This window comes from Variovorax sp. PMC12 (assembly GCF_003019815.1).
In the GTDB taxonomy this organism is placed as follows: Bacteria; Pseudomonadota; Gammaproteobacteria; order Burkholderiales; family Burkholderiaceae_C; genus Variovorax.
In genome coordinates this window covers 3333797-3358623 of sequence record NZ_CP027773.1, presented here as the reverse complement: position 1 = coordinate 3358623, position 24827 = coordinate 3333797, and the positions used below count along the sequence as shown (strand labels likewise).

The 24827-nt window shown below is 69.8% G+C and carries 20 protein-coding genes; 4 read left to right on the top strand and 16 right to left on the bottom strand.

Features of this window, described 5'->3' with window-relative positions:
* Nucleotides 1-108 precede the first annotated feature (108 nt).
* Nucleotides 109-1128 (top strand): AEC family transporter, encoded by a 1020-nt coding sequence (locus C4F17_RS15640; RefSeq protein ID WP_106935857.1) that lies wholly within the window; start codon nucleotides 109-111, stop codon nucleotides 1126-1128.
* A 12-nt stretch (nucleotides 1129-1140) separates the two neighbouring features.
* On the opposite strand, the gene C4F17_RS15635 is transcribed toward C4F17_RS15640, so the two are convergent.
* Nucleotides 1141-1830 (bottom strand): hypothetical protein, encoded by a 690-nt coding sequence (locus tag C4F17_RS15635; protein WP_234382115.1) that lies wholly within the window; start codon nucleotides 1828-1830, stop codon nucleotides 1141-1143.
* A gap of 270 nt (nucleotides 1831-2100) precedes the next feature.
* Here C4F17_RS15635 and C4F17_RS15630 point away from each other — a divergent pair, with 270 nt between their 5' ends.
* Nucleotides 2101-2310: a hypothetical protein gene (locus tag C4F17_RS15630; RefSeq protein ID WP_081268301.1), complete on the top strand. Its 210-nt coding sequence runs from the start codon at nucleotides 2101-2103 to the stop codon at nucleotides 2308-2310.
* A 22-nt stretch (nucleotides 2311-2332) separates the two neighbouring features.
* On the opposite strand, the gene C4F17_RS15625 is transcribed toward C4F17_RS15630, so the two are convergent.
* The 8 genes from C4F17_RS15625 to C4F17_RS15590 all read right to left on the bottom strand — a co-directional run bounded on the left by C4F17_RS15625 (nucleotide 2333) and on the right by C4F17_RS15590 (nucleotide 12875).
* Nucleotides 2333-3247, bottom strand: a complete 915-nt coding sequence (locus C4F17_RS15625; protein ID WP_234382113.1) for a hypothetical protein — start codon at nucleotides 3245-3247, stop codon at nucleotides 2333-2335.
* A gap of 49 nt (nucleotides 3248-3296) precedes the next feature.
* On the bottom strand, nucleotides 3297-5372 hold the full coding sequence (priA, locus tag C4F17_RS15620; protein WP_106935855.1) for a replication restart helicase PriA: 2076 nt from the start codon (nucleotides 5370-5372) through the stop codon (nucleotides 3297-3299).
* A 480-nt stretch (nucleotides 5373-5852) separates the two neighbouring features.
* The gene (hemE, locus tag C4F17_RS15615; protein ID WP_106935854.1) at nucleotides 5853-6962 is read right to left on the bottom strand and encodes a uroporphyrinogen decarboxylase; all 1110 of its coding nucleotides are present in this window, start codon (nucleotides 6960-6962) and stop codon (nucleotides 5853-5855) included.
* A 47-nt stretch (nucleotides 6963-7009) separates the two neighbouring features.
* On the bottom strand, nucleotides 7010-8350 hold the full coding sequence (locus C4F17_RS15610; protein ID WP_106935853.1) for an MFS transporter: 1341 nt from the start codon (nucleotides 8348-8350) through the stop codon (nucleotides 7010-7012).
* Between the two features lie 84 nt (nucleotides 8351-8434).
* Nucleotides 8435-9043, bottom strand: coding sequence for a class I SAM-dependent methyltransferase (locus tag C4F17_RS15605; RefSeq protein ID WP_106935852.1), 609 nt, complete (start codon nucleotides 9041-9043; stop codon nucleotides 8435-8437).
* A complete protein-coding gene (locus C4F17_RS15600; RefSeq protein ID WP_199851861.1) occupies nucleotides 9043-9735 on the bottom strand; it encodes a thioredoxin family protein in 693 nt (230 codons plus the stop codon). The genes C4F17_RS15605 and C4F17_RS15600 overlap by 1 nt, the downstream gene beginning before the upstream one ends.
* A gap of 94 nt (nucleotides 9736-9829) precedes the next feature.
* Nucleotides 9830-12058, bottom strand: coding sequence for a protein-disulfide reductase DsbD family protein (locus C4F17_RS15595; RefSeq protein WP_199851860.1), 2229 nt, complete (start codon nucleotides 12056-12058; stop codon nucleotides 9830-9832).
* A 43-nt stretch (nucleotides 12059-12101) separates the two neighbouring features.
* Nucleotides 12102-12875 carry an alanyl-tRNA editing protein gene (locus C4F17_RS15590; protein WP_106935851.1) on the bottom strand — a complete coding sequence of 258 codons (774 nt, stop codon included), beginning with the start codon at nucleotides 12873-12875 and terminating at the stop codon, nucleotides 12102-12104.
* Between the two features lie 131 nt (nucleotides 12876-13006).
* Here C4F17_RS15590 and C4F17_RS15585 point away from each other — a divergent pair, with 131 nt between their 5' ends.
* A complete protein-coding gene (locus C4F17_RS15585) occupies nucleotides 13007-14395 on the top strand; it encodes a PQQ-dependent sugar dehydrogenase (protein WP_199851859.1) in 1389 nt (462 codons plus the stop codon).
* Between the two features lie 7 nt (nucleotides 14396-14402).
* Here C4F17_RS15585 and C4F17_RS15580 read toward each other — a convergent pair whose 3' ends face one another.
* Together C4F17_RS15580 and C4F17_RS15575 are read right to left on the bottom strand one after the other, a co-directional pair.
* Nucleotides 14403-14972: a GNAT family N-acetyltransferase gene (locus tag C4F17_RS15580; protein ID WP_106935850.1), complete on the bottom strand. Its 570-nt coding sequence runs from the start codon at nucleotides 14970-14972 to the stop codon at nucleotides 14403-14405.
* Between the two features lie 30 nt (nucleotides 14973-15002).
* Complete coding sequence (locus C4F17_RS15575; RefSeq protein ID WP_106935849.1) at nucleotides 15003-16013, bottom strand: zinc-binding alcohol dehydrogenase family protein; 1011 nt, start codon at nucleotides 16011-16013, stop codon at nucleotides 15003-15005.
* Between the two features lie 85 nt (nucleotides 16014-16098).
* Between C4F17_RS15575 and C4F17_RS15570 the strand changes: the two genes are divergently transcribed.
* Entirely contained in the window at nucleotides 16099-17007 is a 909-nt protein-coding gene (locus tag C4F17_RS15570) for a LysR family transcriptional regulator (protein WP_106935848.1), read from the top strand.
* Nucleotides 17008-17297: 290 nt separating this feature from the next.
* On the opposite strand, the gene C4F17_RS15565 is transcribed toward C4F17_RS15570, so the two are convergent.
* The 5 genes from C4F17_RS15565 to pgaA form a co-directional block, all read right to left on the bottom strand.
* Nucleotides 17298-18095, bottom strand: coding sequence for an SDR family oxidoreductase (locus C4F17_RS15565; RefSeq protein WP_106935847.1), 798 nt, complete (start codon nucleotides 18093-18095; stop codon nucleotides 17298-17300).
* A gap of 127 nt (nucleotides 18096-18222) precedes the next feature.
* A complete protein-coding gene (gene pgaD, locus C4F17_RS15560; protein WP_081268315.1) occupies nucleotides 18223-18807 on the bottom strand; it encodes a poly-beta-1,6-N-acetyl-D-glucosamine biosynthesis protein PgaD in 585 nt (194 codons plus the stop codon).
* Nucleotides 18797-20074, bottom strand: a complete 1278-nt coding sequence (gene pgaC, locus C4F17_RS15555) for a poly-beta-1,6-N-acetyl-D-glucosamine synthase (protein ID WP_081268316.1) — start codon at nucleotides 20072-20074, stop codon at nucleotides 18797-18799. The genes pgaD and pgaC overlap by 11 nt, the downstream gene beginning before the upstream one ends.
* Nucleotides 20071-22167, bottom strand: a complete 2097-nt coding sequence (pgaB, locus tag C4F17_RS15550; protein WP_106935845.1) for a poly-beta-1,6-N-acetyl-D-glucosamine N-deacetylase PgaB — start codon at nucleotides 22165-22167, stop codon at nucleotides 20071-20073. The genes pgaC and pgaB overlap by 4 nt, the downstream gene beginning before the upstream one ends.
* Nucleotides 22167-24671, bottom strand: coding sequence for a poly-beta-1,6 N-acetyl-D-glucosamine export porin PgaA (gene pgaA, locus C4F17_RS15545; RefSeq protein WP_106935844.1), 2505 nt, complete (start codon nucleotides 24669-24671; stop codon nucleotides 22167-22169). Before pgaA ends, pgaB begins: the two co-directional genes overlap by 1 nt.
* Nucleotides 24672-24827: the final 156 nt, after the last annotated feature.

Sequence of the window (24827 nt, the reverse complement as noted above, 5' to 3'; positions counted from 1 at the left end):
GAGAGAAAGAGCCGGAAAACGCCCTGGGGAAGGGCATGCGCAAAGCGGGCAATGATACGGGGACGGCCTTTCCCGGGGTTGTAGGCCGGTGCCCCCGACAATCGGCATGTGCTGCCTGTATTTCTTGTTACTTTCCCTTTCTTCGCGTTAATCGCCGCCGGTTACGGCGCCGCGCGCGCCCGCATCCTGCCGCTGGACGCGATTCCCGGCCTGAACGCCTTCGTGCTCTATTTCGCGCTGCCCTGCATGCTGCTGCGCTTCGGCGCGGGCACGCCCATCGGGCAACTGCTGGACGGCAGCGTGGCGCTGGTCTGGGGCCTGGGGGCGCTCGCCGTGGTGGCGGGGGTGGTGGCGTTCACGCGCAACGCCCGCGTCGGCTGGAACGACGGCGCATTCGGCGCGCTGGTGGCCGCATTCCCGAACACCGGCTTCATGGGCGTGCCGCTGCTGGTGGCGATCCTCGGGGCGCAGGCTGCGGGGCCGATGATCATCGCGATCGCGTTCGACATGGTCGTCACCTCGTCGCTGTGCATCGGGCTGTCGCGGCTCGACGGGGTGGGGGCGGGCGCGGCGGGCGGCGCCACGCAGGCGGCGCGCAAGGCGCTGCGCGGCATCCTGGTCAACCCGATGCCCTGGTCGATCCTGCTGGGCGTGCTGCTGTCGGCCGCGCGCTGGCAGCTGCCGGGGCCGCTGGAGCGCACCGTGGCCATGCTGGCCGATGCCGCGTCGCCGGTGGCGCTGTTCACCATCGGCGCGGTGCTGGCACGCTCGGCGCTGCTGGCGCGCGAGCACGACGCCAGCGCGGCGGTGGCCGAGGCGCTGGGAACCGGCGTGCAGCCCGCGCCCAGGGCGCCGTGGGGCGACGTGCTGCCCGTGGTGGCGGTGAAGCTGCTGGTGCACCCGCTGCTGATTTGGGGGCTGGGCCTGGGCGCCATCGCGCTGGGGCTGCCGCTCGCGCCCGCCGCACTGGTGGTGATGGTGCTGGTGGCGTCACTGCCGAGCGCCAGCAATGTGTCGATGCTGGCCGAGCGCTTCGGCGCCGACAACGGCCGCATCGCCCGGATCATCCTGTGGACGACGGTGGTGGCGTTCTTCAGCTTTCCGCTGGCGGTCGGCCTGCTGCACTGAGCCGGCGGGGCGCTAGGGCGTCAGCACGCCGAGCTTGTACGGGTCGGCGTCGGGCAGGCGCTCGCACTTCGAGAAGTCGCGGCCCTGCGTGCCGTCGCAGTAGTAGGTGTTGTAGATGCGTCCGAAGAGCGACGGGCTGGCCGTGAAGAGCACGCCGTGCTCGGGCTGCCAGTTGTCCCTGGGCGGCTGCACGCTGGCTTCCACCGGCGCGGCCGGTGCATCGGCAGTGGTCGCCGCCGCCGTGGTCACGACGGCGGCCGTGACGGGATTGGGGGCGGGTGTGAAGTCGGCCAGTGTCTTGTGGGCTTCGTCGCCGCGCCAGCGCACCGCGAGTTCTGCCGCCGTGGGCCGCGCCGCCACCGGCAGCATGATGCCGTTGACCTGCAGGCCGTAGCCGAAACGGTGCGTCTTGCCCGCCAGGAAGGCATAGGCGCAGGCGGCCATGCACTGGCCCCGCACCTCGGTCTGCACGCCGCTGGCGCGGATGGCGTCGGCAAAGGCGCCGGCCGCCTCGGCGGTGCCGCCGAACGAGTCTTCGAAGACCACCGTGCGGACCGTGCCGCTGCCCAGTCGTTCGTTGAATTCCTGGATCGCGCTGCCGTCGAGCGTGCCCGACACCACCAGCCGGCTGCCCTGCAATTCCAGCTCGGCAGCGGATGCCGTGGATGCGCCGACGGCGCAGGCGAGGGACGCCAGGGACAAAACCCAACCAGAGACAGATGGCGGTTTCACGTCGACCCCCTTGCAATGAGCGAGCAAATTTGAATGCGTATTCCGCGCGGAGTTCGTGCGTTCACGCTGTAACAGCTTGAGTAGCGGCACGGCTTCCCGTCAATCTTTTTTTCACAAATTTGCGGGTAAGCCAGGGGTTGGCCGTAAGGCATAGCGGCGTCTACTGCTTCAGTTGAATGCTTGAGTTTGCAGAACCGCTGCTACAGTGGTTGCAAGTCAAAGATGTGAATGGGGCGCGCTATGGCAATACTGGTTCGCATCCTGTTGTGGTTCGTCTGGCTCGCCAGCGTGGGCTGGTTCTGGCATGCCGGCAAGTTCGGCACGGCCACCGCCATCGCGCTCGCCGCGCTGAGCCTGGTGGTGTTTGCCTGGCCGGTGAGCATCGCGCGGCGCCGTCATGACGAGCTGCGCTACGTCGACATGGGCAAGGAGCCCACGGGCTACCACTGAAAATCGCGGTTTGTTGGTTTTTTCAGGACGCCGTGCGCAGGCGTTCGAACTCGCGGCGCTTCATTGCCAGGTAGTCGTCGCGGTCCATTTCGTGCAACTGCTGGGCGTACTGCTCGGTCGCATCGAACCACGCACCGAGGCGCTGGTCGAGCTGGCCCGGCGCGGGGGCGTCCAGGTAGCTGTCGATCGCCAGGTAATAGCGCATGGTGTTGCGCTCCACCACACCTCGCACGCCGCCGATGTAGGCGCCGCCCTGGCCCTGCTTCGTGAAGCCCACCTTGTCGCTGCCCAGCGTGGCCAGGTAGCCCTTCATCGCGAAGCGCGCGGCGGTGCCGTAGGCATAGGCATAGCTCAGGTGGATGGCGGTCTTGCCGTTGTCGGCCGGCGCGGCCTCCAGCACGATGCTGTAGTCGTGCGTGGAAAGCGGGCCGTCGGCCGCGCTCAGGCGCACGTTCAGGTAGCCGGCGTCGGTCTTGGCCAGGCTGTAGTCGAAGGCGATCTTCTGGGTGTCCGACAGCGGCTGGTCGAACTTGCGCCCGACGGCCAGCTCGATCTGGCTGCCCCCGTTTCTCACGGCGCAGCTCTTGGTGTTCAGGTGCAGCATCAGCACCTGGCACCAGGCGGCGGGCGTGCGCAACGCGCCGTTCACGCTATTGAAGGGATGGTCCACCAGCGCGTAGATGTCGCCGCTCAGCCGGTCGGAGGCCTCGTTCGATTCGATGGCCAGCGGACGCTTGAAGGCGTTGCGCGCCAGCTGCGGCGCCAGCGCCTGGAGCTTGTCGCGCAATGCGCTCGCGTCCCCGGCCGGCGCGGCCGTCTGCGCGGGTGCCATTGCGGGAGCCAGCGACAGTGCCGCCGCCAGCAGCATGGCCAGCAGCGGAAGGCGGCGGGCCGTGTTCGTCGTGTTCATGATCCGGTGGGCGGAATGGGTGTTCATGCCCGGCACCTTGGGCGCGCGCGGCGGACGGCCTTGCAGGACAACTCGCTCAGATGCTGTGCGGATCCACGTCGACCAGCCAGCGGATCACGCCTTTTCCCTCCGGCGTGCGGCGCAGTTCGTGCAGCAGCGGCTGCCAGGCCGCCAGCAGCTTCTGCAGCGCCGCGCGTGAAGGGCTCTCTATCAGCATCTGCGCGCGTTCCACGTTGGCCACGCGCTGGATGGTGAGCGGCACCGCCGGATAGCGCGTGACCAGGTCCGCGCCCGGCAGCGCCTCGGCCTGGTCGGCGGCGATGTTCAGGAAGGCCTGCGCCACCGACTGCTCGCGCGCATCGGCCCGCAGCAGCGCCTGGAACGCGAACGGCGGCATGCCGGCGGCGCGGCGCTCGTCGAGCTGCTGCTGGGCGAACACCGCGTAGTCGTGCCTGCGCAGCGCCATGAACAGCGGGTGGTGCGCATGGTGCGTCTGGATCCACATCTCGGCCGTCGCGCCCTGCGCGGCGAGATAGGCGGCGTCGCGGCCCGCGCGGCCGGCCGACTGCATCAGCAGGCTGAACAGCCGCTCGGGCGCGCGGAAGTCGCTGGAGAACAGCGCGCCGTCGGGGTTTACCCCGGCCACCAGCGTGATGCGGCGGAAGTCGTGGCCCTTGGCGATCATCTGCGTGCCGACCAGCACGTCGACCTCGCCCGAATGCACCGCCGCCAGCTGCGATTCGAGCGCGCCCTGCTTCTTCGTGCTGTCGGCGTCGATGCGCGCAATACGCACCGCACCGCCGTCGGGCCGCTTCACGGCGGCGAACAGCTCGGCCAGGTGCTCCTCGAGCCGCTCGGTGCCGCGGCCCACGGGTGCGATGTCGGGGTTGCCGCAGGCCGGGCATGCGCGCGGCACGCGTTCGGTGAAGCCGCAGTGGTGGCAGCGCAGCGTGCGGTCGATCTTGTGGAACACGCGGTAGGCGCTGCAGTGCGGGCATTCGCTCTTCCAGCCGCAGTCGCCGCAGGCCAGCACCGGCGCATAGCCGCGCCGGTTCAGGAAGATCATGCTCTGCTCGCCGCGCGCGATGCGCTGGCCGATGGCCTCGAGCAGCGCGCCCGAAATCACCGTCTTGGGCGGCTGCAGGTTCATGTCGACCAGCCGCACCGCGGGCAGCTCGCCGGCGCCGATGCGCGAGGGCATGGCCAGCCGCACATAGCGCCCGCCCGGGTCGTCGCCCTCGGCGGGGCGGCTCTGGTGCCAGCTCTCAAAAGAGGGCGTGGCAGAGCCCAGGATCACCTTCGCGCCTTCGCGCTGGCCGCGCCACACCGCGAGGTCGCGCGCCGAGTAGCGCGCGCCTTCCTGCTGCTTGTAGCTGGGGTCGTGTTCCTCGTCGACCACGATCAGCTTGAGCCCCGGAATCGACGCGAACACCGCCATGCGCGTGCCCAGCACGATGCGCGCCGCGCCGCTGTGCGCCGCCAGCCAGCTCGCCAGCCGCTGCGGGTTGGTCATGCCGCTGTGCAGCGACACCACCGCCTCTTCGCCGAAGCGGGCCTTGAAGCGGGCTTCGAGCTGCGGCGTGAGGTTGATCTCGGGCACCATCACCAGCGCCTGCGCTTCGGGCTCGCGCGCCAGCAGGTCGGCCACGCAGCGCAGGTAGACCTCGGTCTTGCCGCTGCCGGTGCTGCCGACCAGCAGGAAGGTGCCGCCGGCGGCCTCGATGCGCTCCAGCGCGGCGGTCTGCTCGGCGCTCAGCGCGATCAGGTTCGCCGATTCGGCCGTCTCGGCCACCGGTCCGGCCGTGGTCTTGCGCTTGAGCCGGCGCGCCAGCTGCGTCGTCGTCAGGTCGCGCAGCTGCGGCGGCAGGGCGGCCAGCGCGATCTCGCCGATGGAGCGCTGGTAATAGCGCGCGGCAAAGGCCACGAGGTCGCGCCAGGCCTCGCCCAGCGGCGCCAGCGCGTCGAGCGCCGCGCCCACGGGCTTCAGCGCCATGTCGGGCTCGGCGCCTTCCAGCGAGACCGGCTCGTTCCAGACCACGCCCAGCACTTCGCGCTTGCCCAGCGGCACCCGCACCAGCGTGCCGGGCGGCATCGGCTCGGCGCCGGCGTAGCTCAGCAGGTCGCCCAGCGCGGCATGCGCGGGCGTCTGCACCGCGATGTCGAGCCGCCAGGGCAGGGCCGGCGGGCTACCGTTCGTCGGTTGGCTTGTCCCGTCGAGGGGGAGGGCGGCGGTGGCGATTCGAGGTCCTTCTTGGCAAGGTTTGTTAATGCGGCTTTGAGCAAATCCGCTTAAGTCATTGATTCTTCTGGGCTTTGGGCGCCATCCAGAGTTTCTGTGGATAACTTTGTTGACAAGCGGGCTCGTTACGTCGGCGAGCCTTGAAAATCAAGGCTCTCGCTGGATTGCCCGGAAAAAAAGCAAAAACCAAATCCTATATAAATCAACGACTTAGCGTCGCTATCGCTTTGGGAGCAAACAAGGTGCACCCCCGGACAATCTTGCGCAGTGCAGCACGGGTTTTGTGCATAAGTCAGACCCATATGCCGTTTTTGCGCTTGACAAACGGCCGCGAACCGACTTTTAGGATGTCGGGCGTCCGCACCGGCAAGCTCCCGCTCGATGACAGCCGTGTTAACCGCGCATGGCGCGCGAGTGGGCATGCACTGCCTTCACCAGCGCCGCCACATGTTCCGGCGGCGTGAACTGGCTGATGCCATGGCCCAGGTTGAAGATGTGCGTCGGGCCCTGGGTGCCGCGGTCGGTGTGGGGCTTGCCGAAGGCGTCCAGCACCTTCGCCACCTCGGCTTCGATTTGCGCGGGCGGCGCGAACAGCACGTTCGGGTCGATGTTGCCCTGCAGCGCCTTGGCCTTGCCGTCCGTGCCCTCGGCGACCTGCTTGCGGGCCGAGGCCAGGTTCACGGTCCAGTCCACGCCCAGCACCTGGCAGTCGAGCTCGCGCATGGCGTCCAGCCACAGCCCGCCGCCCTTGGTGAACACGATGCGCGGCACCGGCTGGCCGTCAGCGCCGTTGCGCTTCAGGCCGGCCAGCACGCGCGCGGTGTAGGCCAGGCTGAATTCCTGGAACGCGCCGTCGGCCAGCACGCCGCCCCAGCTGTCGAACACCATCACGGCCTGCGCGCCGGCGTCGATCTGGGCGTTGAGGTAGGCGGCCACCGAATCGGCGTTGACCGCGAGGATGCGGTGCATCAGGTCGGGGCGGCCGTACAGCATGCTCTTCACGAGGCGGTAGTCGCTGGAGCCCGCGCCTTCCACCATGTAGCAGGCCAGCGTCCACGGGCTGCCCGAGAAGCCGATCAGCGGCACACGGCCGTTCAGGGCCTTGCGGATCGAGGCCACGGCGTCGAAGACGTAGCGCAGCTTCTCCATGTCGGGCACTTCGAGCGCGGCCACTGCCGCTTCGTCGCGCACCGGGCGCGCGAAGCGCGGGCCTTCGCCGGCCTCGAACGAGAGGCCCAGGCCCATGGCGTCGGGCACCGTCAGGATGTCGGAGAAGAGAATGGCCGCGTCGAGTTCATAGCGCGCCAGCGGCTGCAGCGTGACCTCGGTGGCGTAGTCGGTGTTGGTGGCCAGTCCCATGAAGCTGCCCGCCTTGGCGCGGGTGGCCACGTATTCCGGCAGGTAGCGGCCGGCCTGGCGCATCAGCCAGACGGGCGTGTGGTCGGTGGCCTGGCGCCAGCAGGCTCGCAGGAAAGTGTCGTTTTGCAGTGGGGCGAAGGGCATTGCGACATTGTCGCAGGGCACCCTGTCCCTGACCGGCCCGGTGCTGCTCAGACCACCGGCACGCGCCGCGCGTCCGCCGGGTTCAGGTTGTGGCGGTACAGCACCAGCGTCGCGATCAGGCCGCACACCGCGGCGGCCGTCATCCACAGGCCCGGTGCGCCCTTGTCGCCGGTCATCTCGATCAGCCCGGTGGCGATGGCCGGCGTGAAGCCGCCGAACACCGCGGTGGCCAGGCTGTACGCCAGCGAGAAGCCGGCCGTGCGCACGTTCACCGGCATCACCTCGGTCAGTGCCACCACCATCGCGCCGTTGTAGCTGGCGTAGAGGAACGACAGCCACAGCTCGACGGCGAGCATGCGCGCGAAGCTCGGCTCGCCGACCAGCCACTTGAGCGACGGGTATGCCGTGAGGATGGTAAGCACCGTGAACAGGATCAGCAGCGGCTTGCGGCCCACGCGGTCCGACAGCGCGCCCATGATCGGCAGCCAGATGAAGTTGGAGATGGCCACGCACAGCGTGACGATCAGCGCGTCGGTGGTGCTCAGGTGCAGCACCGCCTTGCCGAAGGTGGGCGTGTAGACGGTGATCAGGTAGAACGACACGGTGGTCATCGACACCAGCATCATCCCGGCGAGCACCAGGCCCCAGTTGGCAAGCATCGACTGGAAGATCTCGCGCGCGTCGGGGCGGTGCTTGCGCGCCATGAACTCCTCGGTCTCCTGCAGCGAGCGGCGGATGATGAACAGCACCGGCACGATCAGGCAGCCCACGAAGAAGGGCACGCGCCAGTAGAAGTCGCCGATTTCCTGCGAGGTGAAGGTCACGTTGAGCCAGTAGCCGAGCGCTGCCGCGACGACGATGGCCACCTGCTGGCTGGCCGACTGCCAGCTCACGTAGAAGCCCTTGTGGCCCGGCGTGGCCATTTCCGACAGGTACACCGACACCCCGCCCAGCTCCACGCCGGCCGAGAAGCCCTGCAGCAGCCGGCCGATGAGCACCAGCACCGGGGCCGCGAGGCCGATGGTGGCGTATGAAGGCACGCAGGCGATCAGCAGCGTGCCCAGCGCCATCAGCGCCAGCGTGACGATCAGGCCCTGGCGCCGGCCGACGCGGTCGACGTACGCACCCAGGAAGATCGCGCCCAGCGGCCGCATCAGGAAGCCGGCGCCGAAGGTCATGAAGGTCAGCATCAGCGAGGCGAACTCGTTGCCGGCCGGGAAGAACGCCTTCGATATCTGCGTGGCGTAGAAGCCGAACAGGAAGAAGTCGAACATCTCCATGAAATTGCCGCCGGTCACGCGCAGGACGGTGGCGAATTTGGAGGAGCTTGCGGGCGAAGCGTGCGCGGCGGCAGTGCCCTTTTGCGCGGTGGAAGGCGCGGGATTCATCTCGTTGTCCCCTGTGGCATGTGTATCTGCCGAGGGTAGGCCGGGCTTCCCGACCGCTGCCTGACTGCGCGGGTCAGGTAGCTGTCACGCGGGGCGCTGGAGGACCAGGAAACTCCAGCGCACGTCCGCGCGGCCGAGCATGTCCTCGCGCTCGCCCAGGAAGCGCTGTCGCAGTCCGTGCCGGCCCGCGAGTTCTGCGGTTTCCCGGGGGGAGACGTCGAACATCCGCCGGCCTTCGGGCACGGGGCCGTGGCGCAGCGACATCGCGACCTGGCCGCCTTCGGCCACCAGCGCTGCCAGGGCTTCCATGGCCGTGGCGCGTTCGGCGGCGTCCAGGTGCATCCACACGGCGGTCAGCAGGATCAGGTCGTGGCGCACGTCCAGCGCCCGCGTGCGTTGCAGGCCGGGCAGATGGTCGTCGATCCACTCGATGGGCAGCGCGGCGTGGCGGCGCATGCCCTCGGCGCGCAGTTCGGGCGTGGGCTCGACAGCCACCACCCGGTGCCCCAGCGCGGCGAGCGCGGCGGCGTCGCGCCCGGAACCGGCGCCGATGTCGAGCACCCGGCCCGGCGCGCGGGGAAACAGGTGCAGCACCTCGCGGTGGACGTCTTCGAAGCGCAGGCTTTCGTACTGCTGCGCCAGCACCGCGGCATTGGCGCCGTAGCCGGCCGTTCCCCCGACTTCGCTCGTCATCAGGTCTTGTACTTGATCGAACAGCCGTAGGGCCGCGTGCTGGCCGCCGATATGGGCTTGCCGCCGAAGGCCTCGCCGAGCGCCTGGTTCACGTAGTTGGTCGCGGTCTTGATGTCGTCGGGCCGCGCCGAGGCGATGCTGTCGATGCCGCCCGCATACACCAGCATGCCCTTGGGGTCGATGATGAAGATGTGCGGCGTGGTGCGCGCGCCGTAGACCTGGCCGATGAGGCCGTCTTCGTCCATCAGCACGGCGGTGGGCGCGGCCTTCTGCGACTTCATCCATGCGTCCAGCGCATCGGGCTTCAGGTAGTCGCTGGCGGCGCGCTCGGTGGAATTGATGGCGAGCCAGACCACGCCCTTGTCGGTGGCGGCCTTCTGCGTGGCGGGCATGTTGCCGCTGCCGTAGTGCTTGCGAACGAAGGGGCAGCCGGGGTTGGTCCACTCGAGCACCACGAACTTGCCCGCGAAGTCGGACAGCTTGTGCTTGGCGCCGGTGGTGTCGACGGCGACGAAATCGGGTGCCTGCTGGCCCACGGCGGGGGCGGCGACGGCATTGGAACCCATGAGGAAGGTGGCGCCCAGCGCCACGGCCGCGGCGACGACGGCGCGGCGGGAAGCCCGGCTCAGGGCGGCGCGGGCTTGGCGCGCGGCACGAAGGGAACGCGAGTCTGTGGTTGGCGAAAGAGACATGGCCAGCTTGAACTCCAAAACAAAATTCCAAACAACAACTGCAGCTTAGAACGGTTTCTTCAAGTGGATGTGACAACCCATGTCATGCCGGTGGTCAAAGCGCGGCAATGGCGGCGCGCACTTCGTCCTTGCCCAGGATCTCGGTCAGCACGACCGGCGGCTTGCCCGGCGCCTGCAGCACGTACACCGGCACGCCGCTGCGGCCGAGCGCGGTGAGCGCCGCCGTGATGGCGGGGTCGCGCCGGGTCCAGTCGGCGCGCAGCATGGCGACCTTCTTGGCGTCGAAGTCGGCCAGCACCTGGGCATCGGCCAGGGTGCTCTTCTTGTTGTATTGGCAGGTCACGCACCAGGCGGCGGTGAAGTCGATGAACACCGGCCGGCCCGCGCCCGACAGCTCGGCCACGCGCTCGGCCGACCACGGCTGCCAGCGCTGCGGCTGGCCGGTGCCGTCCGCCGCGGCCAGCCGGGCGGGCTCAACGACTTGCAACACATTGCGGCCGATGGCGGCGGTCAGCACCGCGGTGAAGGCGATCATCACCGCCGCGATCACGATCCGCGTGCGGCCCCGCAGCGTGAACGCCCAGACGATGGCGGCCATGCACACCAGCAGCGCCAGCAGCGTACCGGCGCCGTCGATGCCGCTTTGCTGGCCCAGCACCCAGACCAGCCACGCCACGGTGGCGAACATGGGAAACGCGAGCAGGCGGCGCAGCGTGTGCATCCATGGCCCCGGCTTGGGCAGCAGGCGCGCCACGGCGGGAACGAAGCTGGCGGCCAGGTAAGGCAGCGCCAGCCCGAAGCCCAGCGCCGCGAACAGCAGCAGCGCCTGGGCGGCGGGCAGGCCGATCGCGAAGCCCAGCGATGCGCCCATGAAGGGCGCGGTGCACGGCGAGGCGATCACCACGGCGAGCACGCCGGAGAGGAAGTCGTTGGCCAGCGGATGCTTGGCCTGGGCGCTGCAGATCGACGACGGCGCGGCGCGGCCGAACTCGAAAACGCCCGCCAGGTTCAGGCCGATCAGCGTGAACAGCGCGGCCAGCGCCGCCACCACGCCCGGCGATTGCAGCTGGAAGCCCCAGCCCAGCCCGGCGCCGGCAGCGCGCAGCGCCAGCATGGCGCCGCCCAGCGCGAGGAAAGACAGCATCACGCCGCCCGTGTAGGCCAGCCCGGCCCGGCGGTGCGCGCTGTCGTTGCCGGCCTGCCGCGCGAAGCCCAGCACCTTGATCGCGAGGATCGGGAACACGCAGGGCATCAGGTTGAGCAGCAGGCCGCCGAGCAGGGCGCCCAGCAGGGCGGCCATGAAGGTGGTGGAAGAAGGGGCGGGCGCTTCGGCGGGCCTGGCCGCATTGGTTGCGTTGGCCGCGTTGGCGGCCAGCGCGGCCTGCAGCGCCGGCGACACCTCGGCGCGCGGTGCCGCGGCGGCGGGCCAGTTGCCGCTGACCGGCGCCTCGGCGCGCCATGCGACGGGCTGGCCGGCCTGCCGGTCGGCTTCGGCCAGCGCCACCACCACCGGCATCACCGTGGGGCTGGCGCTGCGCTGGTCGGCCAGCGGAATGGTGGCGGTCCAGGTGCCGCCTTGCCAGGACTGGGTCCAGTCCTTGCCGGAGACTGCCGCGGTGCGGATCACCTCGGGGGTCTCGGGGAAAAAGCCCAGCGTCTTGCCCTGCGCGGCGGCGGGCAGGCCGTCGAGGCGCACCTTCAGGTTGTGGCCGTCGACTTCCACTGCGCCGGCCTGGGCCAGCGGCTGCGGCTGCGCGGCCTGCGCGGTGTCGAACTCGGCCTTGTGCAGCGCGGTCGAGCCCTGCAGCGGCAGGGACAGCGAGAACGTGCCTTCCTCCGGAATGCACTCCTTGCGGCAGACCAGCCAGGAAGCCTTGAGCTGGATGTCCATGGCCGGCGTGCTGCCGCCCAGCGCCATCGGCGGCTTGTAGAGCGTGGACACCTCCAGCGGCACCGGCAGCAGCACGGTGTTTTCGTAGCCGTAGTTGGCGAGGTTGCCGACCGGGATCTTCTCGGGCACCGGCCATGCGATCTCGCCGGTCGACACGCCGGCCGGCAGCGTCCACGTCATTTCGGTGGGCAGGCCCGAATCGCCGGCGTTCTTCCAGTAGGTGTGCCACTCGGGCTGGTGCGTGATCTGCAGGCCCACCCACACCGGGCTGCCGGGCGCCACGCCGTCGGGGGCATGGGCGATCAGTTCGGCCCGCACGTGCGGGGTTGTCACCACCGCGCCCGGCTTGGAAGCCAACTGCGCCGCGGCCGGCATGCTGGATGCGGCGGCTGCTATCAGAAGCGTAGCGAAATGGATGCGCGAAAAAATCATGCCGAGGGTCGGAGCGATCTGCGGGGGTGAAGTTCCGGGCGGTTCAGGCAGCTGCTGCCGCCGAAGGAGCCCAGCCCAGCACCACCCGGCGGGTGTTGGCGCTCTTCTTCTCTATCTTGGTGACGACCACGGCGCCGATCTCCGCGGTGTTTGCAACATGCGTGCCGCCGCAGGGCTGGAAGTCGATCTGGTCGGCGCCCTCGTTGCCGCCGCCGATGCGGATGGTGCGCACCGTGCCCGTGCCGCGCGGCGGCTGCACGCTCATGCTCTTGACCAGCGCCGGGTTGGCGTCGAGTTCCTCGTCGGTGATGGCGCCCACGGTCAGCGGGTGGGCCGCCTCGACCAGCCTGGCGAGGCCGGCGGTCAGCGCTTCCTTGTCGAGCGGGTCGGTCATGTGGAAGTCGATGCGCGCGTACTCGGGCGTGATGGAGCAGCCGTTCACCGGCACCGGCACGAGGTGGCACATCAGGTGGGAGGCGGTGTGGAAGCGCATCAGCCGGTGGCGGCGCTCCCAGTCGAGCCGGGCGGTGACGGCGTCGCCGGGTTTCAGCGCGGCCAGCAGGCCGGCCTGGCCCTCGGCCGGCACATGGATGAATTCGTTCGTCGGCTGGCCCTCTTCGTTCTTGGCCTTGCGGGTGTCTGCAATGGCCAGTTCGCGCCCGTCTGCCAGCACCAGCACGCCGGTGTCGCCGGCCTGGCCGCCGCCCAGCGGATAGAACACGGTGCGGTCCAGCACGATGCCGGTGTCATCCATGCGCAGGATGCGGGCTTCACATGTGCGCAGGTAGGCGTCGGCGCGGAACAGGTCTTCGGTCATCCGGCGATGGTAGCGGCGATGCGCCAATGAGGTGCGCCCACGCCATAAAGCGCCCACGACCGACACCGGCCGCGCCGGCCGGCCGGCGATGATCCGACCGCCATGCGGCATCGGCCGCTCAAGGAACACGCATGAAGGCACCGCAGCAAGTACCCACCCGCACCGCATCGCCCTTTTCTTCCGCCTCTCCCGCCGTCGCCGTCCTGGCCGTGGGCGCCGCGCTGTTCCTCGCCGGCTGCGGCGAGTCCGCCAAGCTCCCGCCGGAAGTCACGGTCGGGCCGCGCCCGCAGCTGGCCGAGCCGAACAAGACGCTGATTCCCACGGTGAACGTCGCCCCCGCGGTCGGCTGGACGGACGTCGCCATGCCGACGCCGGCCGAGGGCCTGAAGGTCACGGCGCTGGCGCGCGGGCTCGACCATCCGCGCTGGGTCTACACCCTGCCCAACGGCGACATCCTGGTGGCCGAGAGCAACAAGCCGCCCAAGCCCGGCGGCGGCGCCACCGACGGCGGCGACGGCCTCGTCGCCAAGATCCGCAACTGGGTCATGGGCAAGGTCATGGGCCGCGCCGGTGCCGGCGTGCCCAGCGCCAACCGCATCACCCTGCTGCGCGACGCCGACGGCGACGGCGTGGCCGAGGTGAAGCAGGTCTTCATGACCAACCTGATGTCGCCCTACGGCATGGTGCTGGTGGGCAACGAGCTCTTCATCGCCAACGCCGACGCGCTGGTGAAGGTGCCCTACACCGAAGGCCAGACCTCCGTCAGCGCCAACCCCACGCTGGTGACGCAACTGCCCGCCGGCATCAACCACCACTGGACCAAGAACGTGATCGCCAATGCCGACGGCAGCAAGCTCTACGTCACGGTCGGCTCCAACAGCAACATCGGCGAGAACGGCCTCGCCGCCGAAGAGGGCCGCGCCGCCATCTGGGAGGTCGACACGAAGACCGGCGAGAAGCGCATGTTCGCCAGCGGCCTGCGCAACCCCAACGGCATGGGCTGGGAGCCGGAAACCAAGGTGCTGTGGACCGTGGTGAACGAGCGCGACGAGATCGGCAGCGACCTCGTGCCCGACTACCTCACCTCGGTGAAGGACGGCGCCTTCTACGGCTGGCCCTGGAGCTACTACGGTGGCATCGTCGACGCGCGCGTCACGCCGCAGAACCCCGCCATGACGGCCAAGGCCATCGCGCCCGACTACGCGCTGGGCTCGCACGTCGCGCCGCTCGGCATGGCGTTCTCGCGCCCGGGCGGCATGCCCGAGCAGTTCGCCAGCGGCGCCTTCATCGGCGAGCACGGCTCGTGGAACCGCAAGCCCAAGTCGGGCTACAAGGTGGTGTTCGTGCCCTTCATCGGCGGCAAGCCGAGCGGCCCGCCGGTCGACGTGCTCACCGGCTTCCTGTCGCCCGACGAGAAGGCGCAGGGCCGCCCGGTGGGCGTGGCGCTGGACAAGAGCGGCGCGCTGATCGTTGCGGACGACGTGGGCAACGCCGTGTGGCGGGTGTCGAAGGCGAAGTAGCTTTTCTTCAGCGTTGCGGCCGGGCGATGCGGTAGAGCCGGTGCCGGCGCAGCGGGTGGCCCTCGGGCACCAGCGGGTGGTCGAATGCGCCGCCCACGTCTTCATGCATGCCGATGCGCTCCATGACCGCTGCCGAGCGGGTGTTGTTCCAAGCGGTGAAGGCGACGATCTCATCCAGCGCCAGCCGCTCGAACCCCACCTGGAGCGCTCCGCGCGCCGCCTCGCTCGCGAAGCCCTGCCCCCACCACTGCCGCGCGAAGCGCCAGCCGATTTCCACGCACGGCGAGAACGGCAGGTCCGCCAGCGGCGAGTTCAGTCCGGTGAAGCCCATGAACGCGCCCGACTCGCGGTGCTCCACGGCCCAGAAGCCCCAGCCGTTCGCGGCGATGAGCGCCTTGATGCGCTCGACCATCGCATCGCTGTCGGCGCGCGTGGGCAAAGGCAGCAGGAACTCCATCACCTGCGGGTCGCGGGCCAGCTCGAAAAACGGCGCGAGATCGCTCGCGCGCCATTGGCGCAGGCGCAGCCGCGCGGTTTCGAACTCGATGGGGTGGGCACGGGCTGCAATGTCGTTCATGCGCCCGATTGTGCTGGCTCTGTCGTGGGCTCAGAAGCCCGCCAGCACCACCTTGCCCTGTGCCTTGCCGCTCTCGATGAGCGCATGCGCACGCCGGAGGTTCGCCGCGTTGATGGTGCCGAAGCTCGCGTTCGCCGTGGTGCGCACGCGGCCCGCGTCGACCAGCCCCGCCACCTCGGCCAGCAGCGCGCCTTGCTCGGCGATGTCCGGCGTCTCGAAGCGCGAGCGCGCGAACATCATTTCCCAGTGCAGCGAAATGCACTTGGTCTTCAGCGGCATGGCGTCGAGCATCTTCATGTCGTCGATCACCGCGAGCTGGCCCTGGGGCTTGAGGCTTTCGATGATCTGCGCGTAGTGCTGCTCGGTCTGGGTGAGGCTGGCGACCATGTCGACCTCGCCGATGCCCGCCGCCTTCAGCTCTGCCGCCAGCGGCTTGGAGTGGTCGATGACGGTGTGCGCGCCCAGCGCCAGGCACCATTCGCGCGTCTCGGCGCGCGAGGCGGTGGCTACCACGCGAAGCCTGGTGAGCTGGCGCGCCAGCTGGATCAGGATGGAGCCGACACCGCCCGCGCCGCCGGTGATGAGCAGCGTCTGGCCTTCGCCGCCGCCCTTGGGCACCTGCAGGCGGTCGAACAGCAGTTCGTAGGCGGTGATGGTGGTCAGCGGCAGCGCGGCGGCCTGCGCGTCGTCGAGGCTACGGGGTGCGAGGGCGGCGATGCGCTCGTCGACCGCATGCAGCTCGGCATTGGCGCCCGGGCGGATGATCGAGCCGGCGTAGTACACGCGGTCGCCCACCTTGAAGTTCTTCACGCCGCTGCCGACCGCCTCGACGGTGCCGACGGCGTCCCAGCCCAGCACCTTGGCCTGGCCGGCTTCCGGCGCGGCGTTCTTGCGGACCTTGGTGTCCACCGGGTTGACCGACACCGCCTTCACGCGCACCAGCAGGTCGCGCGGGCCGGCCTGGGGCGCGGGCAGCTCGATGTCCTGCAGCGATTCGGGGTTGTCGATGGGGAGGGGCTGGTAGTAGCCGACGGCTTTCATGGCAATGGCCTTTCAGTGACGATGCGTCGAATGTAGGATCGCAAGGCCGGTTTGATAAGACGGCCTGGAACAGCAACACTTTCAAATGAAGATTGAAAATATCTCCGACCTGCAGGTGCTGGTGCACACTGCGCGCGGCGGCACGCTCACCGCTGCGGCGCATGCGCTGGGCATCACGCCGGCGGCGGCCAGCGCCACGCTCAAGCGGCTGGAGGCCCAGCTCGGCGCCCGGCTGTTCGAGCGCTCGACCCGCGCGATGCGCCTCACGCCGCAGGGCCAGACGCTGCTCGACTACGCGGTGCGCGCCTTCGAATTGCTGGACGAGGGGGAGTCGCTGGTCACCGCCGACCGCGGCGAGCTGGTCGGCACGCTGCGCGTGGCTTCGCCGTCGGACCTCACGCGCAGCACGCTGCTGCCGTGGTTCGACGAATTCCTTGCCTTGCACCCTGGTGTGCAGCTGTCGCTGTCGGTGGGGGACCGGCCGCTGGACGTGATGCGCGACGAGGTCGACGTGGCGCTGCGCTATGGCGCGCTGGCCGATTCGCGGCTGGTGGCGCGGCCGTTTGCGCTGACCAACCCGGTGTTGACCGCTTCGCCCGGCTACTTGCGCCGCCACGACGCGCCGAAGGTGCCGCAGGACCTGGCGCATCACAACTGCCTGATCTTCAACCGTTCAGGGCGGCGGCATCGGGTCTGGCGGTTTGCGCAGAACGGGCAGTGGACGGAGGTGCGGGTGAATGGCAACCGCAGCGTGGACGATGCTTCGCTGGCGCGGGAGTGGACTGTGGCGGGCTACGGCGTTTCGCTGAAGTCCGCGCTGGATGTGCGGGAGGACATTCGCGAAGGGCGTCTCGTGCGGCTCCTGCCTGATTGGGAGACGGAGCCCTATCCGCTGCATGCGCTGTTGCCGAGCGGGCGGTTCGTGCCGGCTCGGGTTCGGGCGTTCGTCGACTTCCTGGGGTTGAAGTTCGAGGCTTTGCTGGCGGTTGCCTGAGGTTTGCGTTCCGGGGCCGGGACTCGCCCCGGCGGGCGACCTACGTTTCTTTGCTTCGCCAAAGAAACGTAGGCAAAAGAAAGGCGACCCCACTGTCTGCGTCCCTCCGCTTCGCTGCGGGCAACCTGCGGTGCTCGCGTTTCGCGGGGTCTCGCCCAAACTCGCTGCGCTCAGACAAGGGCGAGCCCTGATCCGCGAAACGCTGCGCTCCTCGGCGCAGCCAGAGGGGAGAGGAGCCCACTCGGGCCTTTGCTTCGCTCGGCCCTTGGGTTCCGTTACCTTTTCTTTTTTCAGATCATCGGAGTGACTGCGCCGTCCATCGCGACGATCGCGCCGGTCACGTAGCTCGCCTTCGGCGACGCCAGGAACACCACCGTGTTGGCGACTTCTTCCGGTGTCGCGATGCGGCCCAGCGGCAGCCTGGCCTTTGCGCGTTGGAGCGCCTCTTCGGTGTCGATGCCCTGCAGCCTGGCATCGGCTTTCATGCCTTCCTGCAGCCGTTCGGTCAGGGTGAGGCCGGGGTTCACGGCGTTCACGCGCACGCCTTTGCCGGCATAGGCGGCGGCCATGCCTGCGCTCACGAGCATCAGTGCGGCGTTGGCGGCGCCGCCGGCCATGTGCACGGGGCTCGCGACTTTGCCGCCCTGGCCGATGACGTTGACGATGGCGCCGCGGCCGCGCTGGCCCATGCGCCTGACCACGGGGTGGATCATGTGGACGTAGGTGAAGTACTTGGCGTCCATCGCGTCGTGCCATGAGGCGGCGGTCAGCTCGTCGGGCGGGGTGCGGCGGGCGGCGCCTGCCGAGTTGACGAGCACGTCGACGGGGCCGAACACTTGCTCGGCCGCGTCGAGCGCGGCCTCGGCGCCGGCCGGGTCCTTGAGGTCGGCGGCATGCACCGACACGCGGCCGTCGGCCTGGGCGAACGAGTCGATCAGTGTCTTCTTGCCCCGCTCCAGGTTGCCGAGCTCGCGCGAGACGAGGCTCACGCGGGCGCCTTCGCGCAGGAAGCCGAGCGCGCAAGCCAGGCCGATGCCCTTGCTGCCGCCGGTGATGAGTACGTGCTGGTCCTGGAGCTGGAGATCCATGAAGAGGTCCTTGGTGGAGGGGGTGGCGCGATTGAAGCACCGCCGTTAAACCCCTGCACGCGCGCGGCCCTATGCCGCGCCTTGCGGACCTCCGGCCGCCTTGCTCAGCGGCGTGCCGCCGCCTCGGTCAGCGGCGTGCCGCCGCGTGGCGCAGCGGCTCGGGCTCCAGCGCGCCGGGCGCGGTGTCGGTGGCGTCGCGCAGCTGGCCGTCGCGGTCGTGGTGCACCAGCAGTTGGCGCGTGCGCTGCCAGGTCGACAGGCGCGCGGGCGGCACTTCGATGTAAGAGGCCAGCGCGAACAGCGACGACTGTTCCTGGTCGGGCGGCGACTCGCGCTTCTGCTGGCGGCGGCGCCACGGCGCCATCGCCAGCATCGACACCAGGATCGCGCCGATCACCAACGCGTACAGCCCCAGCAGGTGCAGCACCTCCGGCTGCGAGCGCGCGCCCAGCACATAGGGCCATGCGTACCAGATGGCGCAGAACCAGATGGCGATGGTCACGGCCGGGCGCAGCACGCGCAGCCACAGGTACATGGCCATCGTGCGCTGCCGCGAGCGGCCGTTGCCGAAGGCGCTCAGCGAGATGCGCGCGGCATCGATGATGGGCTCCTCCACCGCAGGCTGGCCCCAGGAGGGGCGGCGGCTCGGCGGCGGCGTGTCGTGGTCGGTATCGGGAAAGCGGCTGTGGGTCATTGTGTCTTCATGGGGCATCGGAAACTCCTCGGTCAGGGCTCGTCCACACCGCGCGCTTGCCGCGGCGGCGTATCAGGGCTTTGGGCAGGGCGATGACGGTGGTCGCCATCGTGATAGTCCAGAAAGCGATCGGGTACCAGATCGTTCCTGCGAAATAGCGCATCAGGTCGCGGTCGTAGCGGCGGTCGATCCACAGGCTCAGCAGCATCTGCAGGATGCAGGTCATGGCCAGCAGCGTGCCCTGCCAGTGCGGCAGCAGCGCGGAGTGCCAGGCCGACTCGATCGGCAGGAAAGGCCGAGCCAGGCTGACCACGAGCACCGCCGCCATCGCATAGGCCCAGACGACGCTGGTCATGTACTCGGCATACACCAGCCACATGCGCCAGTTGCGCGGCTTCAGGATGCTGGTGGTGTTGCGCAGCATGGTCTGAATGCCGCCGATGGCCCAGCGCTGGCGCTGCTTCCAGAGACCGCGCAAGGTCTCGGGCATCAGGATCCAGCACAGCGCGCGCGGCTCGAAGCGCAGCTTCCAGCCGCCGAGCTGCAGCTTCCAGCTCATGTCGATGTCCTCGGTGAGCACGTCGGGGCTCCAGAAGCCCACGTCGATCACCGCGCGGCGGCGGAACATCGCGATCACGCCCGACACGGTGAACAGCGTGCCCACCAGTTGCTGCGAGCGCTTGATGAGGCCGATGATCGAAGAGAACTCGCCCACCTGCATGCGCCCGAGCAGCGTGGTGCGGGTGCGGATGCGCGGGTTGCCCGTCACGGCGCCGATGCGCTCCGACGCCAGCATGGGCCGCAGCATCCAGGCGATGGCGTCCTCGTCGACCAGCGCGTCGCCGTCGATGCCCAGGATGTATTCGCCGCGCGCGAGCTGGCAGGCGGTGTTGAGCCCTACGGCCTTGCCCTGGTTGCTGGCGTTGTGGATCACGCGAAGCCGGCTGTATTCCTTCGTCATCTCGTCGAGCAGCTCGCCGGTGCCGTCGGTGCTGCCGTCGTTCACGGCGATCACCTCGTAGTTCGGGTAGCGTGTGCGCATGAGCTGCTCGATCACTTCGCGCAGGTGCGGCGCCTCGTTGAAGCAGGGCACCACCACCGTCACCAGCGGGCGCGAGGGCAGCAGGTCGAGCGGGTTGACATCGACGTCGCGCTTGCGCTCGAACACCCAGGCATGCGAGAGGCCGCCCGCCATCCACACGTAGGCCATGAAGAACGGGTAATAGAAGACGAAGCCGAACAGCAGCGACGGCAGCGTCTGCGCAAGGAAGTGGCTGGTGGTCATGGGGTCCGCTCTCCGTGCGCCGGTGGTGATGCTTGTGGTGCCTGGGGTGGCGTGGTCTCGGCGGCCGACGCGCGCAGGGCCCGCGGCAGCAGCGTGCGGACCGAGATGGCGCGGCGCACCACGTCGAGCGAGGGCTGGTTGTTGAGGAAGTCGTCGGGGTAGTAGCCCAGGTGGCGCACGCCGGCGCGCTGCAGCAGCGTCCATTGCCGGGCCAGTTCGGCATCGGCCACGGGCTTGCCGGTGCGCCAGTCGCGCGCCTGCAGTTCGAACACGGTGCCGTCCAGGCCTCTTGGCGTGTCGGCCGCGCGGCGCGCCAGGCGGGCGAGCCAGGCGTCGGCGTCGGCTTCCTGTTCCATGCGCGGCATGGCCATCAGCGCGACGTAGTCGTAGGCGGCGAGCGAGGCTTCGTAGTTCTGCGCGAACCACTGCTCGGCCTGGGGCTCGAGCACCGGGCGCGCGTAGAGGTTGCGCGCCGTTTCCAGCGCGGGCCGCCAGGCGCCCAGTCGCGCGGCCAGCTCGTGCGTGAAGTCGATCAGGTAGCGCGTCTTGGCGGCGCTCCAGCGCGCCGCCAGCGCCGGGTCGGCGCGGATCGCGGCCACGTCGGGTGGCAGGCCCCACTTCGCATAGGCGGCGAGCGCGGCGGGGCTTGCGTCCTCGTCGTCGGAGAGCGTCGCGTCGTCGTGGAACAGCACGCCCTCGAAGAATGCGTGGCGGCCCAGGTCTTCGTAGATGTCGCCCACCAGCGTACGCACCGCGGGGTCGAAGGGCGTGAGGCGGTGGTAGCGCCCGGGCGGCATCGTGCCGCCCTGCGCCATCACCGTGTGCGTGGCCAGCGGGTTCGACGCTGGCAGCCGGAAGGCCGTGACCGGCATCCATGCGTACACCTTCACGCCGGTGCGGGTGCGCAGCTGCCAGGCGGCGCGGCTGAACAGGTCGGCGCGCATCGGCAGGTGGCGGTTCGGGAAATACAGCGCGTCGGCCACGCCGTCGCCGTCGGGGTCGGCGTAGGCCTGCAGGAACACCGAGCGCGGACGCACGGCGGCCACGCGGTCGATCAGCGCCGACAGGTTGCGCTCCTGCTGGGCGGGGTCGGGGTCGTACACATAGTCGAGGTCGACATGCATCACGCGGTTCACCGGCCGCACCTCGCCGCCCACCGGGCTGCGCAGCAGCTGCGCGTAGTCGGGCGCCTTGTTGTCGTACGCGGCAAGCGCGCGGCGGATGCGCGTGAGCGGCACGGCCTGCGTGTTGGCGCCGTCGTCGAGCGTGAAGGTGATGGGCATGCCGGCGCGCTTCGAGGCTTCCAGCGCGGCCGTGTTGTAGGCGCCGTAGGGCCACACGGTGGCGCGCACCCTGGCGCCGGTGCGCGCCTCGATGATCTCGCGGCTGCGACGCAGGTCGGCCTCGATGCGGCGCACGTAGGTCTCGTCGTCCTCGTAGCGGCCGGTCTTCGGGTCGTAGCGGTGCGTGGCGGCGGACGGCAGCATGTTGCCCTGCGGATTCGCGAGAACGCCGGTGTGCATCGCGTCGGTGTGGCTCGCGAACTCGACCAGGCCGGAGCGCGCCATCTCGGCCGCCTCGGGCCACAGCAGGAAGTTCTCGCGCGGCGCGGGCTTGTCGCCCCAATGCACCAGCTGGCCTTCGGGCACGTCTAGCCAGCTCGTCACCAGCGCGAACAGCGCGGGGTAGTTGAAGCGCTTGAGCAGCGGAAACACCTTGGTGTAGGCGCTGCGGTAGCCGTCGTCGAAGGTCAGCAGCACGGGCTGCGAAGGCAGCGGCTTGCCGCCGGCGCGCGCGTCGACGATCTGCTGCAGGCTCACCGGGTGGTAGCCGTTGTACTGCAGCCAGGCGAACACCTCGGCCAGGGTGCTGTCGTCCACGGCGGTCTCGTCGGGCGACTGCTCGAAGCTGGCGCGCACGCCGGTGCGCACGTCGTGGAAGGACAGCACGCGAAAGCTCAGGCCGTCGTCGGGGTCGGCGGGCGGCAATGGCTGCGCGAAGGCGGGGAGCGCCAGCGCGGATGCCGCCGCGATCACCAGCCACAGCATGGCCGCGCGCAGGAAGGTCATGGGGTTGTTGTCGGTCGTTCGCATCACTGCAGGGGCATCGAGAGGTTCAGGAAGACGCCGCGCTGTCGCTCGCGCACGCCGTCGTAGGGATGGCTGGAAATGCTCAGGCCGTAGCGCAGCGTGAACTTGGGGCCGAGGTCCCAGCGGTGCTCGTAGCGCAGGCTCCACAGTGGGCCGCTGCCGAAGCCGGCCTGGCGGTAGTTGCCGCCCGTGAGCTCCACGGCCTGGAAGAACTGGCGGTCGTCGCGCTTCCAGTTGAGCCACTGCGCGCGCACCGCCAGTTGCACGGTGCTGTCGCTCGACGGGTTGAAGTAGGGCGTGTCGATGTCGCGGCCGCGGCTGGTGCCGGCGCCCAGGCGGGTCTCGAGCTGGAAGCGCGGCGTGCTCACCCAGCGTTCGCGCCAGCCCAGCTCCAGGCCGTTGCGCAGGTTGCCGTCGCTGAAGTCCAGGCGCTGCCATTGCAGGTCGAAGCGGCGCGATTCGTTCACCACGTAGCCCACGCTCGCGCCGGTCTCGCGCGCGCCGATGCCGGCGACGCGGGCCTTCCACGGCAGCTCCTTGCTGTCGCCGTCGTAGGTGGCCGAGAGGCGCCATGCGTCGCCCGCGCGGTAGTCGACGCGGCCCGCCACGCTGTTGCGGTAGGGGCCGCTGTTCGCGTGCTGCAGCACGCCTTCGGCCAGCCACCGGCCCTGCTGCCAGCCCAGGCCCAGGCCGCCGCGCGCCCAGTTGGCGTTGCCGATGTCGGTGGTGCCGCGGCCCAGCGTCTGGTCGTAGAACACGCGCCACTGGTCGTCGATGAGGCCGGAGCTGAGGCGGCTGTCGATGCGCCACTCGCGGTTGGCGATGGCCGCGCCGCCCGACGAGGCCTCGGCGTCGACATCGAGACGCGGACCGGTGGCGGCGCGGCGCTTGCGCTCCACGTCTCGCACCTCGGCGGCCTCGGGCACGTCGGCCGCGAGCGACTCTGCGCGTTCGCGGGCCTGGCGGAATTCACCGGCGTCGAGCAGTGCCTCGACATGGCCGGCGCGCGCGCTGATGTCGTAGGGCTGGTCGGCGGCCTGTGCCTCGAAGCGCGCGACGGCGGCCTCGGGGTGCTCGCGCAGCCGCTCGGTCTGGCCCGCGCCGTAGGCGTAGCCGGCGTTCAGCGGCGCTTCGCCGGTCAGCGTCGAGAAGCTCTGCTGCGCGAGTGCCGCGCGGTCGGTGTAGAGCTGCAGCAGGCCGCGCATGCCGCTCACGTCGGTGTACTGGCCGTTGGGCCGGCCGGCTTCGGGCGAGAGGCGCATCAGCGCCGGCGTGGCTTCTTCGAGCCGCTTGAGCAGCGCCTCGGCGTCCTCGAAGCGGCCGGTGTCCTGGTAGGCGTAGATCAGGCCGAAATACAGGTCGTCGGGCATCGGCAGGTCGGCGCCACCCTTGGCCACGGCCGCTTCGTAGAGCGGCACGGCGTCTATCGAGCGGCGCTCCTGCGCGAAGGCGCGGGCCGCGGCACCGAGGCCCCAGAAGGGCAGGTCGGTACCGGCAGCGCGCAGCGATTCGTAGAGCGCGATGGCATCCGCGGGGCGGCCACGCTCCACCAGCGCCAGCAGCCGGTCGGCCAGCAGCCGCACGCGCAACTGGCGCCATGCGTCGGCATCTTCCGGCGCGGCCTGGGCGGCCGATGTGTCTAGCCGGGCCAGCGCGGTTTCCTCGTCGGCCAGCACGCGGTCGAGTGCCGTCAGGCGTGCCGCGCCCAGGCGCTGGTCGCGTTCCTCGATGGCCCAGCGCAGCCGCTGTGCCAGCGCCTGCTGCTGCAGCGTCGACAACGCCAGCGGCGAGAAGCTGCCGGGATGCGCGCGCTCGGCGGCATCGGCGTCGTCGAACGCGGTCGATGCGGCGCCGCTGTCCGCGAGCAGGAAGTCGGTTTCGCGGCGCAGGTCGCGGCGCTCGGGCCGCAGCGCGCCGGCCTCGGTGTAGGCGGCGAGCGCCTGCAGCGGTTGCTTTTCGGCGCGCGCCACGGCACCGCGCAGCTCGAGCAGGGCGACGCGGTCTTCGACCTGCGGGACCGGTTGCCGCGCGAGGGCGTCGTAGATCGCCTTGGCGCCGGCGACGTCGCCGCTGTCGAGCTTCCAGAAAGCTTCGTGGATGCGCGGCTCGCGCGCTTGCGGCTGCCGTGCGCGCCACCGGGCAATGACTTCGCCCTGCAGCGACAGGTCATGCGTGCGGCGCGCGGCCAGCGCGAGCGGGCCCAATGCATAGTCGTTCAGCGAGGCGAGCGGAACTTGGCGGGCGAACGCGATGGCTTCGGCGAACTGGCTGTCGGTCGCCGCGATGGCCACCGCGTCGGACACCACGCGCCGGCGTTCGGCGTCAGTGAGCGGCGCGGCGAGCCAGTCCTTCAACTGCTGCAAAGCCTGCGCGGCGCCGATGCGGTCGGCGCGGCGCGCTGCGATCAAGGCGTCGTGCTGCTGCGCGCCATAGGCCGCCGATGGGTTGGCCGCGGGTGCGGTGGCTGCGATGGGCGGATTCGCGAAGGCCGCGGGTGAAGCACCCATGGCCAGCGCGCAAACGATCGGGGGAAATCCTCGTGCTGCTTGTTCGAGGTGACGAGACAAGGCGCAGGCAAGCGCCGACGGACGCCCACCCAAGACCGTGCCTCCAGCTTTTTTCTGGATGAACACTCTGCTCCCTTAAATTGCGCCTTTTGCGCG

What these genes read in the sequence shown, in the direction of transcription:
- C4F17_RS15630 (WP_081268301.1), top strand. Translation starts at nt 2,101, where the DNA reads ATGGCAATACTGGTTCGCATCCTGTTGTGGTTCGTCTGGCTCGCCAGC.
- C4F17_RS15625 (WP_234382113.1), bottom strand. Translation starts at nt 3,247, where the DNA reads ATGAACACCCATTCCGCCCACCGGATCATGAACACGACGAACACGGCC.
- hemE (WP_106935854.1), bottom strand. Translation starts at nt 6,962, where the DNA reads ATGCCCTTCGCCCCACTGCAAAACGACACTTTCCTGCGAGCCTGCTGG.
- C4F17_RS15610 (WP_106935853.1), bottom strand. Translation starts at nt 8,350, where the DNA reads ATGAATCCCGCGCCTTCCACCGCGCAAAAGGGCACTGCCGCCGCGCAC.
- C4F17_RS15605 (WP_106935852.1), bottom strand. Translation starts at nt 9,043, where the DNA reads ATGACGAGCGAAGTCGGGGGAACGGCCGGCTACGGCGCCAATGCCGCG.
- C4F17_RS15600 (WP_199851861.1), bottom strand. Translation starts at nt 9,735, where the DNA reads ATGTCTCTTTCGCCAACCACAGACTCGCGTTCCCTTCGTGCCGCGCGC.
- C4F17_RS15595 (WP_199851860.1), bottom strand. Translation starts at nt 12,058, where the DNA reads ATGATTTTTTCGCGCATCCATTTCGCTACGCTTCTGATAGCAGCCGCC.
- C4F17_RS15590 (WP_106935851.1), bottom strand. Translation starts at nt 12,875, where the DNA reads ATGACCGAAGACCTGTTCCGCGCCGACGCCTACCTGCGCACATGTGAA.
- C4F17_RS15585 (WP_199851859.1), top strand. Translation starts at nt 13,007, where the DNA reads ATGAAGGCACCGCAGCAAGTACCCACCCGCACCGCATCGCCCTTTTCT.
- C4F17_RS15580 (WP_106935850.1), bottom strand. Translation starts at nt 14,972, where the DNA reads ATGAACGACATTGCAGCCCGTGCCCACCCCATCGAGTTCGAAACCGCG.
- C4F17_RS15575 (WP_106935849.1), bottom strand. Translation starts at nt 16,013, where the DNA reads ATGAAAGCCGTCGGCTACTACCAGCCCCTCCCCATCGACAACCCCGAA.
- C4F17_RS15570 (WP_106935848.1), top strand. Translation starts at nt 16,099, where the DNA reads ATGAAGATTGAAAATATCTCCGACCTGCAGGTGCTGGTGCACACTGCG.
- C4F17_RS15565 (WP_106935847.1), bottom strand. Translation starts at nt 18,095, where the DNA reads ATGGATCTCCAGCTCCAGGACCAGCACGTACTCATCACCGGCGGCAGC.
- pgaD (WP_081268315.1), bottom strand. Translation starts at nt 18,807, where the DNA reads ATGCCCCATGAAGACACAATGACCCACAGCCGCTTTCCCGATACCGAC.
- pgaC (WP_081268316.1), bottom strand. Translation starts at nt 20,074, where the DNA reads ATGACCACCAGCCACTTCCTTGCGCAGACGCTGCCGTCGCTGCTGTTC.
- pgaB (WP_106935845.1), bottom strand. Translation starts at nt 22,167, where the DNA reads ATGCGAACGACCGACAACAACCCCATGACCTTCCTGCGCGCGGCCATG.
- pgaA (WP_106935844.1), bottom strand. Translation starts at nt 24,671, where the DNA reads ATGGGTGCTTCACCCGCGGCCTTCGCGAATCCGCCCATCGCAGCCACC.